Genomic DNA, 13,533 nt, shown 5'->3' with positions numbered 1-13,533 from the left:
GTCAGGCCCGGTCTGGAATGGATCGGGCTACAGATATTCGGCCATGCTGGGCTTCAGCCGCCGATAAATCCAGGTTGATATGGCTCCGATGACGCATATCGCCGAGACGTAGTAGGGGATGCTGTCCATCGTGCCTGCCGTTACGGTCGATGTGTCGATGGTCCAGCGGCAAAATTCGAGCAGGAAGAAAACGGGATTTCCGACCGAGATCGTATGGAATATCCCGGTGACGTGCTCCGGCTTCCAGAATATCGGCAATATCCACATGCCGAACCTTGAGATCATCCCCACGACGTTCCCGACGTCCCTTACGAAGACGTTGATCGATCCTGCCGCAAGCGCAAATAACGCAGCCACGGACAGCAGCGTCACGAAGGCAAAAGGAAATAGAAACAGCGAGTAGCCAGGGCGCCATCCCATGAACAGCGCGAGGATGAAATATATCGAAAACAGAATTATGCTGACAGTGGCTTCTGCGAGGACGACGCCAAGAAATATGCTTATCGGGCTCGCGGTCGACTGATTCAGTATCGTTTTGTATTTTATGAAAACGTTGCATCCGGAAATAAGGATACGAATAAAACACTGCCACGCGATGTAGCCGGTTCCCATATATATGAAATAGGATGGCCCGTTCACATTGAAGAGTGTTCTTTTGAACACGAACCATATCAGGAACAGGATGGCGATCGGCTCGAAGATCAGCCACAGGAACGACAGCGCGCGATTTGCCGTCATCGAGCGCAGCTCGCGCCGCCAGATTTCCCGTGTCAGGGATCCTTGGCCCGGCTTTGTCAGTTTGGACGCCACAAAAGCCATCGCTCAAGACACCTTTGCCACTTGGTCATTTTCAACTGACCACGAAAGGTTGAAATCTATCTGGCCAACGCAGTTCTTCGGCGGAGACAAGACAGTAAACGGGGTGACTAGGTCGATGATGTGATGGATGGTTTTTCGGTTGTCGGAACGAATGTCGCAGGTCAGGTAGTAGTGCCCGGTGACGATCGGGTTCAGGAACGAGCACGCCACGTTGACTGTCCCCGGGGCCTTCCGGTTCTTGAGCTTGTAGATCTGGCCGCCAAGGACGTCGCCATTGCGGGTTCTTATGGACAGGCCGATGCTGAGATCGTTGATTGCACGCTCGGTGGCCGCCGTGATCTTGATCGTATAGTGCTGCCCGGACGATAGTTGACGCGTCGGCCGGCCCTTTTCGTCGACGATTTCCACTGCTTCGATACTGGCGCCGCCATTGTTGACGATCATGGCCGGAGGAGGCTCGCTCCTTGCCGCTTCCTTCTCGGATATGCCTTTTTTCTCGGTCTTCGCCGATGGTGCGGCCGCCTTGGTTGCGGATTTGTCCGTTGAGATAAGGTCGAGCAAATGCTGTTTGCGGGCAGCAGACGACATCATCATGGTCGCCGAATATTGCGTGATGACCTCGGATGGGGGGCCGTTCATGACGACCTTTCCTTCATCGAGCCAGACGACGCGATCGCACAAACTCGTCATCGTGGCGACGCTATGGGACACAATAAGCGCTGCAGCCCCGCTTCCGATGAGTTCCCGCATCCGCGCGGCACTTTTCGCGGAGAACGCGGCATCACCGACCGACAGGATCTCGTCGACGATCAGTATGTCTGGATTGATGCTGGTGACGATGGCGAACGACAAGCGCGCTTTCATGCCGCTCGAGTAAAATTTGACCGGCCGATTTATATGCTGCCCGATGTCTGCAAACTCGATGATCTTCTCTTCCAGACCCTTCATGGTCTTCCGGTCGATTCCGAGAACGGCACCGTAGTAATATATGTTTTCGATGCCGCTATATTCGGGATTGATTGCCGATCCCAATTCCAGCATCGCCGAAACCCGACCTTCTATCTTCACCGTTCCCGAAGTTGGCGGAACGACCCCCGATATCATCTTGAGCAGTGTCGATTTGCCGGCGCCATTGTGGCCGATTATGCCGACGACCTCGCCACGCGAAAGCTTTAGCGAAACATCGTCGACAGCAACAAACGACCGATCCAGTATCGCCCGGCTGGGAAACAGCGCGTTTCGGAGGGCTCGACCAGGCGATTGCTTCGCTGAAAATTTCTTCGTGAGATTTTCAATTTGAAGAACTACGTCTTGCAAGGTCGATTTTCCTCATATCGCCGCCCAAACGGCGAGAGCCTGACGCCGTCGATCATGCGTCAGCACGCACTAGCATTGTTTCTGCCGAAACGGCAATTGCGTGGTGGTCGGCTTCGATTTGTCGCTTCCTCGCCTTCGGCGGAAGTCGATTTTGGGAATGAGCGAGTGGTGCCGCTTAGGTGACTCGAACACCTGACCCCATCATTACGAATGATGTGCTCTACCAACTGAGCTAAAGCGGCAACTCTTTTCACGCTGACGCGCGAAACAGTGGGCGCGTGATATCTGCATTGCGCGGCAAATTCAAGCCGCTATCGCGTAATTTGCAAATACCGTTGCACAGCGTGGTGCGCCGATGAAACCGGCGCCTGACACGCCTCGCCTCGTCGGCGAACACGGTCTGTGAACTTCATATACGCCGGGCCAGCGAGCGCCTACGCTGCCAGGCGCAGTTTAGCCGCCGCATATTCGTCGGCCAAGCGGTCGACAAGGGCGGATACCGGGCCTACTTCACCCACCGCGCCGATACCCTGGCCGCAGCCCCAGATGTCCTTCCAGGCCTTGGACCTGTCGCCGCCGAAATTCATCGTCGAAGGGTCGGAGACGGCGAGATTGTCCGGGTCCATGCCGGCGGCGCGCACGGAACCCTTGAGGTAATTGCCATGGATGCCGGTGAAGAGATTCGAATAGATAATGTCGGCAGCCTTCGATTCGACGATCATCTGCTTGTAAGGATCCGCGGCGCGGGCTTCCGTCGTGGCGATGAAGGGCGAGCCGATATAAGCGAGGTCGGCGCCCATCGCCTGAGCGGCAAGCACCGCCCCGCCATTGGCGATAGCGCCGGCCAGCAGAAGCGGGCCGTCGAACCATTGCCGGATTTCCTGTATAAGGGCGAAAGGCGACAGCGTGCCGGCATGGCCACCGGCCCCCGCCGCCACCGCGATCAGTCCGTCTGCACCCTTTTCGATTGCCTTGCGGGCATGACGGTCATGGATGATATCGTGAAGGACGATGCCGCCATAGGAGTGGACCGTCTGGTTGACTTCTTCCACCGCGCCGAGCGAGGAGATGACGATCGGCACCTTGTATTTGACGCAAAGCTCAAGATCGTGCTGCAAACGGGTGTTGGACTTGTGGACGATCTGGTTGACCGCGAAGGGAGCAGACGGCCGATCGGGATTGGCGGCATCATAGCTGGCGAGATCTTCGGTGATTTCGGCCAGCCAGTCATCGAGTTGTGATTCGGGCCGCGCGTTCAGCGCCGGAAACGAGCCGACGACGCCGGCCTTGCATTGCGCCAGCACCAGCGGCGGGTGAGAAATGATGAAAAGTGGCGATCCGACGGCGGGTATGCGCAGGTTTTTCTTCAAAATGTCAGGTAGCGCCACTGCTTAAGCCTCTCGCTAAAATATTGACGTTTGCGTAAACGTAATCTGTTTTAGCAGATCGATTCCAGCGGGCAATCAGCAATTCTGACAGAATTGATACAAACTTTGCGGGGAAAATCGTCGTTGCGGCCGAATTGAGGAGGCTAATTGCCCCCCCTGGCCGTTGCTTGATTACGCGGCTACGTCTAACCATCTGGTAGCACTTACTTTCATCGTGGGGAAAACGGTTTGGATGCGATCGAAAAGGCGATCCGAAACGCCTTCGAAAAAGGAGATGCCGATGATCGGGCCTTCCGCGAGAGGGTCTATCGTTCGGCATTTGCCGCCCTTGACCGCGCGCTCAAGGCAAATCCCAGCCTGACGGTGGAGGCGGCGATCAACCGCCGCAAGGCGATGCAGGCCAAGATCACCGAGATCGAATCGGAATTCCAGCCTGCCGTGCCGGCGATCGAGCCGGGGCTCGACGATGTCCGCCCCGAGCGCGGCGGCGCTTCGACGGCTTCGACGCCGGAAATTGCTGTCGACGGTCCGGCAGGTGCTGCGGTACCGCGCGTCGACATGCCTGACCGGGGAGAAACCACGAGCGCCGGGCCGCTTGCCGGCGACAGGGCAACGCCCGTCGAGCCCGACCGCAACGAGGCGCGGGCGCGCAGGTTCCACATACCGTTCACCCGGATTTTCGTCACCGCGACCGTGCTCGCCGCGATCGGCATCGGCGGATGGTGGGCCTACCAGACCGGCCTGCTGAAATCGCCAGCTGAGCGCGACACTTCGGTTCCCAACCCACCGGCGGCGACCCAGAGCGAGGATTTCATTCCGGAAAACGAAGGTGCTCCGATAAGGCCGGGACAGGCTGACGCGAACCGCAACTGGATCAGTGTCTTCTCACCCGAGGACGCCACGAAGGTGACGACGCCGGGAGATTCGAAGGCCGAAGTCATGCAGGATGCGTCGGGCAGCTTCCTGCGCATACGTTCCGGCCAGTCGGGCGCGACCGTGCTGTTCGATATCGGCCAGGGCGTGCTCGAGCAGGTCGGTGGCAAGTCGGCCACCTTCGACATCGTTGCCCGCGGCGAGGATGGCAAGGAAACCCAGATGTCGGTGGACTGCAACTTCGGCGAACTCGGCGACTGCGGACGCAAGCGCTACGCGCTCGGCCAGGAGGAGGGCGATTATCTTTTCGAGATCGATTTCGCCAAGAAGAAACCCGGCGCAGGCGGCACCATCGCTATCAATTCCGATGTTGCCGGCGAGGGCAGGGCGGTAGATATTTACGCGATCAAGGTTTCGATTTCGCAGTGACTTCCGCCCCTACCTGGGGTTTGTTGAGATTCAGGTCAGGTCGTGCCGAAAATGATGGGTTTCGAGAACCGGAGCGGAGCGTACATTTGGGTACGTGAGCACCGGAAGCGCAGAAAACTGTCATTTGCAGGCCGACATCACCTGAATACCAACAAATCCTAATCCAGCAGCGCCTGCAGCGTCTCTATCCGATCGGCCTCCGCCGTCGGCTTGTCCCAGCGCAGCCGTGAAATGCGCGGAAAGCGCATGGCAACGCCGGATTTGTGCCTTGTCGAGCGGTTCAGCCCCTCGAAGGCGACTTCCAGCACCAGCCCCTGTTTGCGGTCGGCGCGCACGGAACGCACCGGCCCGAAACGTTCGATGGTGTTGTCGCGGACATATTTGTCAATCTGGCGCAGTTCCTCGTCGGTGAAGCCGAAATAGGCCTTGCCGACCGGCACCAGTTCCTCGCCGCCTTCCGGCCCGGACCAGACGCCGAACGTGTAGTCGGAATAGAAGCTGGAACGCTTGCCGTGGCCGCGTTGCGCATACATCAGAACGGCATCGACGATGAAAGGGTCGCGCTTCCACTTGAACCACGGGCCTTTGGGTCGGCCGGCGAGATAGGGCGAGTCCTTGCGCTTGAGCATGACGCCCTCGATCACCGGATGCGGCGGATTGCGGCGCATGTCTTCAAGCGCTGCCCAATCAGCAAACGGCGCCAGTGGCGACAGGTCGAAGCGCGTCGGATCCAGCTTGGCCACGAAAGCTTCCAGCCGGGCGCGGCGCTCGATGAAGGGCAGGGCGCGCAGATCCTCTGCGCCGTCCTGCAGCAGGTCGTAGCAGCGCACGAAAACCGGATGGCTCTGCTGCATCTTGGGCGTCACGGTCTTGCGGTTCAACCGTTGCTGTAGATCGGAGAACGTGCCGGTTTCATGCGCCGGATCGCCAACCAACAACTCGCCGTCCAGCGCGCCGTCGAAGGCCATGGCCTCGACGAGATCGGGAAAGGCCGGTGAAACGTCATCGCCGGTGCGCGAATAGAGCCGCCTGACCCCACCCTCGCAGACGGCCTGCACGCGGATGCCGTCCCACTTCCATTCCGCGGCATAGTCGGCGGGGTCGAGCTTTTCGAGGTCGCCGTCACCGACCGGATTGGACAGCATGACCGGCCGGAACAGCGCCTTGGCGGTCTTTTGCGGACGCTCTGTCTTGCCTTCCAGCCATGCGAACAATTCCGTGTAGGGCGGCACCAGCCCATGCCACAGCTCCTCGATTTCCGTGACGTCGACCGATCCGAGATTGGCCAGCGCCTGCTTTGCAAGGCGCGCCGAAACGCCGATGCGCAGGCCGCCGGTCACCAGCTTGATGATGGCGTATCGCGCCGAGATGTCGGCCCGGTCGAGCAGGCGCACCAGCACTTTTGGCCCGTCAGACCGGCTCGCCGATTGCAGCGCGCCGACCACATCGGCAAGCGTCGGTTGGCTGTTGGCGGTGAGGTGCGCGTCCGGCTCTGGCCAAACCAGCGAGACGGTCTCTGCGAGATCCCCGACATAATCGTATGAGTAGCCGAACAGCACCGGGTCCATGCGCTCGGTGACCAGCATGCGCAGCATGGCCGGCTTCACCGCCGCGATCGACAGGTCGCCGGTGAGGGCTGCCAGCGCCAGCCCGCGATCGGGGTCTTCGACCGTGCGGAAATAATCGGTCATCAGCGTCAGCTTGCCGTTGCGCGACGGCGTCAGCACCAGCCGGTCGAGGAGTTCGGCGAAGCGGTTCATCGCTCAATCGCCCTCGTCTTCGTAGCCGACCAAATGCAGCGGGCTCGCCGTGATGCCGTTAAGCTCGCACCAGCGCACCAGCGCTTCCTCGCGGCCATGCGTTACCCAGACTTCGCCCGCTCCGGTCTCGGTGATCGTCTCGGTGAGTTCGTCCCAGTCCGAATGATCCGAAATGATCAGCGGCAGTTCGACGCCGCGCTGTTTGGCGCGCTGGCGGATGCGCATCCAGCCGGAGGCGAAGCACGAAACCGGGTCGGGAAAGCGCCGCGCCCAGCGGTCGGCGAAGGCCGAAGGCGGGCCGACGACGATGGCGCCGGCGAAGTCGGTTTTCGCACCGCTGTCCACCGTTGCCGGCTGGAGATCGCCGAGCGCAATGCCCTGGCTCTCGTAATAGTCGCAGAGCTTCGCCAGCGCGCCGTGGATGAAAATCGTCCGCTCGTAGCCGGCCTCGCGCAGCAGCTTTATCACACGCTGCGCCTTGCCGAGCGCATAGGCGCCGATCATATGCGCGCGCTCGGGAAACTGTTCGGCCGACTTCAGCACCCGCGCGATTTCGCCGCTATCCGGCGGGTGCTTGAACACCGGCAGGCCGAAAGTCGCCTCGGTGATGAACACGTTGCAGCGGATCGGCACGAAGGGCGCGCAGGTCGAATCCGCCCGGCGCTTGTAGTCGCCGGAAGCGACGATGCGCATGCCGTCCTTTTCGACGCAGATCTGGGCCGAGCCGAGCACATGGCCTGCCGGGTGAAAGGTCACCGCAACACCGTTGACGTCGATCGTCTCGCCAAGCTTTGCCGCCTGCGTCGTGCCGGCAAAATCCGCGCCGTAGCGCAGGCCCATGATGTCCAGCGTCTCGGGCGTCGCCAGCACCGAGCGGTGGCCCGAGCGGGCATGGTCCGAATGGCCATGCGTGATCAGGGCGCGGGCGACCGGCCGGACCGGGTCGATGTAGAAATCGCCGGGAGGGCAATAGAGCCCTTCCGGGCGGGTGTGGAGCAGGTCGCGTGCGCGCATCCGCTCAAGATAGGGTTTTGTAGCGTCCAGAAAAGCCTGTTGAATTTTGCTCCTGACAAGCGATATAGCGCTCCACCGGCGCTTCCGCCGCAGGAATGCGCCACTTGAAACCCTTGCAAACCTCTTCCGGTGACCTGCTGGCGGACCGCCGCGCCGATTACGCCGAATTTCTGTTCGGGTCGGGTGATCACGCCGCCGCCGCCGAACTGATGCTCGGCGCGGTCGAGCTTACGCCGGCATGGGCGATGGGCTGGTTCCGGCTCGGCGAAATGCACGAGGCCGCCGGCAATCTCGCACAAGCGGCGGAAGCCTGGCGCATGGTGCTGAAGCTGGAGCCGCTGGATCGTCCCGGCGCTGCGCTGAAGCTGGAGCTGATCGGCGCTGCGGAAGCCGCCGACGCACCGCCCAGCGCCTTCGTCGAGGCCCTGTTCGACCAGTATGCGCCGAAATTCGACGACGCGCTGGTCAACAAGCTCGAATACCGCGTGCCGGACCTTCTGGCCGAGGCGATCCGCGCCGCGCATGCCGGGCGTTTTGGTCGTGCGATCGATCTCGGTTGCGGCACCGGGCTAATGGGCGAGCGTCTGCGCCCATCCTGCGTTCATCTGGTGGGCTACGACATCTCGGCCGAGATGCTGCGCAAGGCGCGCGACAAGGCCGTCTATGACGAACTGGTCAAGGCCGATCTGCAGACGCTTGCCTATGACGGCGCGCCGGCCGATCTCGTCACGGCAGCGGACGTGTTCATGTATGTTGGCGCGCTCGACGGCGTTTTTAACACCGCGGCGGTGATGCTGAAATCCGAGGGGCTGTTCGCCTTCTCTGTGGAGCTTTTGCGTGGCGAGGGGGATTTTGTCCTTCAGCCATCGCGGCGTTACGCGCATTCGGACGGCTATGTGCGCGGCATGCTTGCCGCGAACGGCTTTGCGCCGCTTTCCATCGAGACCGCCGTGATCCGGCAGGACCGCCGCGAGCCGGTGGACGGGCTGATCGCGGTGGCGCGCAAGGCATAGCGCGGGCGTTCCCCTCCCCCTTGAGGGGAGGTGGCGGCGAAGCCGACGGGTGGGGTCGCTGCGGCAGTGCTCGACGTTCCTTTGCGCCGTGCGCTGCCTTGACCGACCCCCTCTGGCTGCTTTGCAGCCATCTCCCCCTCGAGGGGGGAGAATACGCTGGCACACCTCATCATTGCCACGCCCGGTTTTTACCGTCTGGCCATTGTCAAAGAACTGGGAATGCGGGGCGCAAAAGCCTTGCCTTCCTAAGTGTAAATTCGTGGCGCAGCCATTGCGCCCCGCCAGCGCTCTTGTCCCGCTCAGTCGCCTCGGCATTCGCGCCGCCAGCCGTAGCTAAGACCCGGGCTTAGGGGTTCATCACCCAGCAGTGCTACCGCAGCACCACCAGCCCGGACGCCGACGCTTCCCCCTGATACCCGGTGCGCACCAGGGATCCCGTTGGAAGCGGATTTGCACGGAGAAGTATGCGCGAGGCGGGAAAGAGGGGGATAGATTGCGGGAAGAAAAATGTGCAGTTCTAAAGAAAACAACGGGTTGGGTGGAAATCGGTTGAAATTCTTTCCTACAGTTTCCGCGGGCTTCAGTAGTTCTGCACCGCAGCAGCCGTCATAGGTGTTCCGGCATGGATCCCCGGGTTCCTCCACCTCACTTCGTTCGGCTCCGGCCCCAAGGATGACGAGCTTGTTATTTGCTGCCTTCGCAAACCCGTCAACGCCAAACCACCAGCACCAAGCGGCCAACGCCTGAGATTGGTGGCAAGCCCAAATGCAATTCGTCATTCTCGACCTCGTGAGCGAGGAACGAGCGGAGAGTGTCGGGAATCCATGCCGGAACGAAGAAGAGCTTCAGCGGTGCAGAACCAACGGCCATCAGGCCCCAGCCGTGTTCGACATGCCAGGACCAATGGCTCTCTCTCCGCTCGTCTTGCGGGATGACGAACTTCATGGTTGGCACCGCCAGCTGCCAAGGTTTACCCTGAGATCGAAGGCCGCCTCCCCACAGAATGGTCACCTTTTGCCCCATAACCTGCAACCCTGATGTTAGCCGAAGGAGAACTGCCTTGGTTGAAACGTCATGCCATTGCGGCGCCATTCGCCTTGAGGTCGAGACCGCCCCTGTCGAAGTGACAGACTGCAACTGTTCCATATGCCGGCGCTACGGGGCATTGTGGGCGTACTACAAGGCGCATCAGGTGCGCCGGGTGTCGCCGGCGGGCACGACCGATATCTACAAGTGCAATGACAGAAAGAACGAGTTCCACCGTTGCGCATCGTGCGGTTGCGTGACGCACTGGGCGAAGGACGATCGGGTGGGGGTCAATGCCCGGCTCATGGCTCCCGAAATTCTGGCGCGCGCGAAAGTGCGCCATCTCGATGGCGCCGACACCTGGAAATTCCTTGACGAGTAATACCCGGCCGGCGTGAAGACGATCACCTTTTGTTCCAAATTCCGCTTGGCGCGGGTCGTCCTTCGCGCTAGGTCTTTTGCGTGAACGACCAGAGCCGCACCGAACAGGGCCAGAGCGCCGCCATCCTTCCCGAGCCGTTCGTCAAATGGTTCGCCGGGCGGGGGTGGTCGCCCCGCGCGCATCAGATCGAGTTGCTGTCGCGGGCGCAGGCGGGAAAGTCAGTGCTGCTGATTGCGCCGACGGGGGCGGGCAAGACGCTGGCCGGCTTCATGCCGACGCTGACCGAATTGGCAACGCGCCCGAAGCGCAAGCCGGGGCAGACGCATCGCGGCATCCACACGCTTTATATCTCGCCACTCAAGGCGCTGGCTGTCGATATCGAGCGCAATCTGGGCAAGCCGGTGGGCGAGATGGCCCTGCCGATCACCATGGAAACGCGCACCGGCGACACGCCACAGCACAAGCGCCAGCGCCAGAAGCTGGTGCCGCCCGACATACTGATGACCACGCCGGAGCAGTTGGCGCTGCTGATCGCGGCTTCCGATGCAAAACGCTTCTTCGAGGATCTGCGCTATGTCGTGCTGGACGAGCTGCATTCGCTGGTGACCTCCAAGCGCGGGCATCTGCTGGCGCTCGGGCTAGCGCGGCTGCGCTCGATCGTGCCCGGCGTGCAGGCGATCGGCCTTTCGGCGACGGTGTCGGAGCCTGACGAATTGCGGCGCTGGCTGGTGAGCCAGAACCCGCAAGGCGACATGGCCGATCTGATCACCGTGCCGGGCGGGGCCAAGCCGGAAATCTCGATCCTGGAATCGGAAGAGCGCGTGCCGTGGTCCGGCCATTCGGCGCGCTATGCCATTCCGGAAATCTACGACGCGATCCGGCGGCACCGGACGACGCTGCTTTTCGTCAACACGCGCAGCCAGGCCGAATTCCTGTTTCAGGAACTGTGGCGCGGCAATGAGGACAATCTGCCGATCGCGCTGCATCACGGCTCGCTCGATGTCGGCCAGCGCCGCCGCGTCGAAAAAGCAATGGAGACGAATTCGCTGCGCGCCATCGTGGCGACATCGACGCTCGATCTCGGCATCGACTGGGGCGATGTCGATCTGGTCGTGCATGTCGGCGCGCCCAAGGGGGCGAGCCGGCTGGCGCAGCGCATCGGTCGCTCCAACCACCGCATGGACGAGCCGAGCCAGGCCATTCTGATCCCGGCCAACCGCTTCGAGGTGCTGGAATGCCGGGCAGCGCTCGAGGCGAATTACCTCGGCGCGCAGGATACGCCGCCGCTGATCGAAGGCGCGATCGACGTGCTGGCGCAGCATGTGCTGGGCAGCGCCTGTGCGGCACCCTTTCATGCCGATGTGCTGTTTGAGGAGGTGCGGAGCGCAGCACCCTATGTGAACCTCGACCGTCACACTTTCGATCGTGTCATCGATTTCGTCGCCACCGGCGGCTATGCGCTGAAGAGCTACGAGCGCTACGCCCGCATAAAGCTGACCAAGGACGGCACGTGGCGTGTCAGCCATCCGCGGATTGCCCAGCAATACCGGCTGAACATCGGCACCATCGTCGAGATGCCGGAGCTGAATGTGCGCTACACCCGCCAGGGCAGGGGTGTGGCCGGTCGCGGCGGGCCGGTGCTCGGCAAGGTCGAGGAATATTTCGCCGAGACGCTGCGGCCGGGCGATAATTTTCTCTTCGCCGGCAAGATTCTGCGCTTCGAGGGCATCCGCGAGAACGAGTGTTTCGTCTCCAACGGCAGCGGCGCCAACATCATCGTGCCGTCCTATGCCGGCGGCAAGTTTCCGCTGTCGACCTATCTCGCGGGTGAGGTGCGGGCGATGCTGGCCGATCCGGAGCGCTGGAAGCGGCTGCCCGAGCAGGTGGCCGACTGGCTGCGGCTGCAAAAGGAAAAGTCGGTGCTGCCGCGCCGCGACGAGATGCTGGTCGAAACATTTCCGCGCGGCAACCGGCATTACATGGTCGCCTATCCCTTCGAGGGCCGGCTCGCCCACCAGACGCTCGGCATGCTTTTGACGCGGCGGCTGGAGCGGATGGGCGCGCGGCCGCTTGGCTTCGTTGCGACGGATTATTCGCTGGCGGTGTGGGCGCTGGACGATATGGGCCACATGTTCCGCATGAAAAAGCCGTCGCTCGGTGAACTGTTCGACGAGGACATGCTGGGCGACGATCTCGACGCCTGGCTGAACGACAGCTGGATGCTGAAGCGCATGTTCCGCAATTGCGCGGTGATTGCCGGGCTGATCGAAAAGCGCTTTCCCGGGCAGGAGAAAAGCGGGCGGCAGGTGACGGTGTCTGCCGACCTGATCTACGACGTGCTGCGCAGCCACGAGCCGGACCATATATTGCTGCAGGCAACGCGCATCGACGCCGCTTCTGGCCTGCTCGATGTCAGGAGACTGGCCGAGATGCTCTCGCGCATACGCGGCCGAATCGTGCATAAAAGCCTCGACCACATCTCGCCGCTGGCCGTGCCGGTGATGCTGGAAATCGGCAAGGAGCCTGTGAATGGCGGCGCCAACGAAACGCTCCTGATGGAAGCGGCAGACCTGATCGAAGAGGCAATGGGCCCGCAATGACGCTTGCACTGCGCGCGATGACACCGAAAAACGAGGCGATCACCATCGCCGGCGAGCGGGTGATCTGCGACCAGCGCGGCGTGCTGTTCATGCCGGAGATGGAGATGCTGGTCGTCTCCGACCTGCATCTGGAGAAGGGGTCTTCCTACGCGGTCCGGCGCGGCGCGCTGCTGCCGCCCTACGATACGGCGGCTACCCTGGCGCGGCTTGCCCATGTCATCGAGGATTATTCGCCGCGGCGCGTCATCAGCCTTGGCGACAGTTTTCATGACGGGGCGGGCGCCGCGCGCCTGCCGGATATCTTCCGCCAGCGGCTGGAAGCGATGATGGCCGGGCGCGACTGGTTCTGGGTCGCCGGCAACCACGACCCGCAGGCGCCCGCCGACCTGCCCGGCGAGACGGTGCAGGAGATCGCCGTTGGCGGCCTGATGTTCCGGCATGAGCCTTCAGCCACGCCGGTCGTCGGCGAGATCGCAGGCCACCTGCACCCCTGCGCGCGCATCGTCCAGCGAGGCCGCTCGGTGCGGCGGCGCTGTTTCGCCAGCGACGGCGCACGCATCATCATGCCGGCGTTTGGCGCCTATACGGGATCGCTCAACGTGCTCGACCGCGCCTATGCCGGCCTGTTCCGCATGGAAAGCCTGATTGCCTATATGCTCGGGACACACCGGATATTTCCGATTGCGGGGTCGATGTTAAGGCCGGGGTAGGGGTTGTTGGAATTTTGCTGACCGCAGAGGTTTGCGCTCGACGTTGCCCCCCTCTGGCCTGCCGGCCATCTCCCCCACAGGTGGGGAGATCAGCAGTTTCGCTCGGGCCGACCATTCTGCAACGCTGAAGATTGGCGAAAGCGGGCATGAAGGCTGATCTCCCCACCTGTGGGGGAGATGGCCGGCAGGCCAGAGGGGGGCG

11 protein-coding genes and 1 tRNA gene are annotated in these 13,533 nt (G+C 62.0%); 5 read left to right on the top strand and 7 right to left on the bottom strand.

Translation table 11 applies throughout. From position 1 onward, the window contains the following. Window positions 1-27: 27 nt before the first annotated feature. From WBQ96_RS22330 to WBQ96_RS22315, 4 genes are all read right to left on the bottom strand, one after another. Window positions 28-819 (bottom strand): ABC transporter permease, encoded by a 792-nt coding sequence (locus WBQ96_RS22330; RefSeq protein ID WP_336554260.1) that lies wholly within the window; start codon window positions 817-819, stop codon window positions 28-30. Between the two features lie 3 nt (window positions 820-822). Continuing rightward, window positions 823-2,136 carry an ABC transporter ATP-binding protein gene (locus tag WBQ96_RS22325; protein WP_336554261.1) on the bottom strand — a complete coding sequence of 438 codons (1,314 nt, stop codon included), beginning with the start codon at window positions 2,134-2,136 and terminating at the stop codon, window positions 823-825. A gap of 166 nt (window positions 2,137-2,302) precedes the next feature. After that, a tRNA-Thr gene (locus tag WBQ96_RS22320) sits at window positions 2,303-2,378 on the bottom strand. A gap of 192 nt (window positions 2,379-2,570) precedes the next feature. Further along, window positions 2,571-3,524, bottom strand: a complete 954-nt coding sequence (locus tag WBQ96_RS22315) for an NAD(P)H-dependent flavin oxidoreductase (protein ID WP_336554263.1) — start codon at window positions 3,522-3,524, stop codon at window positions 2,571-2,573. Between the two features lie 228 nt (window positions 3,525-3,752). Here WBQ96_RS22315 and WBQ96_RS22310 point away from each other — a divergent pair, with 228 nt between their 5' ends. Beyond that, window positions 3,753-4,826, top strand: coding sequence for a hypothetical protein (locus WBQ96_RS22310; RefSeq protein WP_336554265.1), 1,074 nt, complete (start codon window positions 3,753-3,755; stop codon window positions 4,824-4,826). Window positions 4,827-4,984: 158 nt separating this feature from the next. Here the strand turns inward: WBQ96_RS22310 and WBQ96_RS22305 are convergent, their stop codons facing one another. After that, complete coding sequence (locus tag WBQ96_RS22305) at window positions 4,985-6,586, bottom strand: cisplatin damage response ATP-dependent DNA ligase (protein ID WP_336554266.1); 1,602 nt, start codon at window positions 6,584-6,586, stop codon at window positions 4,985-4,987. Window positions 6,587-6,589: 3 nt separating this feature from the next. Next, complete coding sequence (locus WBQ96_RS22300) at window positions 6,590-7,600, bottom strand: ligase-associated DNA damage response exonuclease (protein WP_336554268.1); 1,011 nt, start codon at window positions 7,598-7,600, stop codon at window positions 6,590-6,592. Window positions 7,601-7,704: 104 nt separating this feature from the next. Here WBQ96_RS22300 and WBQ96_RS22295 point away from each other — a divergent pair, with 104 nt between their 5' ends. Further along, window positions 7,705-8,613 (top strand): class I SAM-dependent DNA methyltransferase, encoded by a 909-nt coding sequence (locus WBQ96_RS22295; RefSeq protein ID WP_336554270.1) that lies wholly within the window; start codon window positions 7,705-7,707, stop codon window positions 8,611-8,613. A 708-nt stretch (window positions 8,614-9,321) separates the two neighbouring features. On the opposite strand, the gene WBQ96_RS22290 is transcribed toward WBQ96_RS22295, so the two are convergent. After that, entirely contained in the window at window positions 9,322-9,558 is a 237-nt protein-coding gene (locus tag WBQ96_RS22290) for a hypothetical protein (RefSeq protein WP_336554271.1), read from the bottom strand. A 115-nt stretch (window positions 9,559-9,673) separates the two neighbouring features. Here WBQ96_RS22290 and WBQ96_RS22285 point away from each other — a divergent pair, with 115 nt between their 5' ends. From WBQ96_RS22285 to pdeM, 3 genes are all read left to right on the top strand, one after another. After that, entirely contained in the window at window positions 9,674-10,021 is a 348-nt protein-coding gene (locus WBQ96_RS22285) for a GFA family protein (RefSeq protein WP_336554273.1), read from the top strand. A gap of 80 nt (window positions 10,022-10,101) precedes the next feature. Beyond that, window positions 10,102-12,621, top strand: coding sequence for a ligase-associated DNA damage response DEXH box helicase (locus tag WBQ96_RS22280; protein ID WP_336554274.1), 2,520 nt, complete (start codon window positions 10,102-10,104; stop codon window positions 12,619-12,621). Then, window positions 12,618-13,331, top strand: a complete 714-nt coding sequence (gene pdeM, locus WBQ96_RS22275) for a ligase-associated DNA damage response endonuclease PdeM (protein WP_442920880.1) — start codon at window positions 12,618-12,620, stop codon at window positions 13,329-13,331. Before WBQ96_RS22280 ends, pdeM begins: the two co-directional genes overlap by 4 nt. The last annotated feature ends 202 nt before the right edge of the window (window positions 13,332-13,533 follow it).

Origin of the sequence: Mesorhizobium sp. CCNWLY176 (genome assembly GCF_037153935.1) — a bacterium.
Classification (GTDB): Bacteria; Pseudomonadota; Alphaproteobacteria; order Rhizobiales; family Rhizobiaceae; genus Mesorhizobium_M; species Mesorhizobium_M zhangyense.
This window is presented reverse-complemented; position numbering and strand designations above follow the sequence as displayed.